The 533-nt window shown below is 66.0% G+C and carries 1 pseudogene; it reads right to left on the bottom strand.

The window, feature by feature from the left end:
- Positions 1-533 (bottom strand): annotated as a pseudogene (locus ACYVJE_RS23110) (RNA degradosome polyphosphate kinase); the annotation flags it as partial.

Here is a 533-nt window from a genome sequence, read left to right as displayed (position 1 = left end):
GTCGATGATCTTGCTGTCCTTGCCGGTGCGGTAGAGCGTCTGCTTGATCGCCAGTACGTCGGGGTCGTGCGCGGCGTGCTGGAGCAGGTCGAGCACCGACTGGAAGCTCTGGTAGGGATGGTGCAGCAGCACGTCGCGCTGGCGCAGCGTTTCGAACGGGGCATCGGCGTCGAGGGCCACGGCGCCGGGCTTGAACGCCGGGAACTTCAGGTCGGGGCGGTCCACCAGGTCGTAGACCTGGGTGACGCGGTTGATGTTGACCGGACCATTGATGCGGTAGACCGCGTTTTCGGTCAGGGCGAAGTTCTGCAGCAGGGTGCGCACGATCGGCTTGGGGCAGTGCTCGGCGATTTCCAGGCGCACCGCGGGCCGGAAGCCGCGACTGGCCAGTTCGTCCTTGATCGCGCTGGCGAGGTTCTCGACTTCCTCCTCGTCGACGAACAGCTCCGAATTGCGGGTGACGCGGAACTGGTAGGCCCCCTTGACCCGCATGCCGGTGAACAGGTCGTCCACGAAGGCGGTGAGCACGGCCG

Source organism: Salinifilum aidingensis (assembly GCF_054782015.1).
Note: the sequence above shows the minus strand (reverse complement) of the source record. Positions and strands in the feature narration are given on the sequence as shown.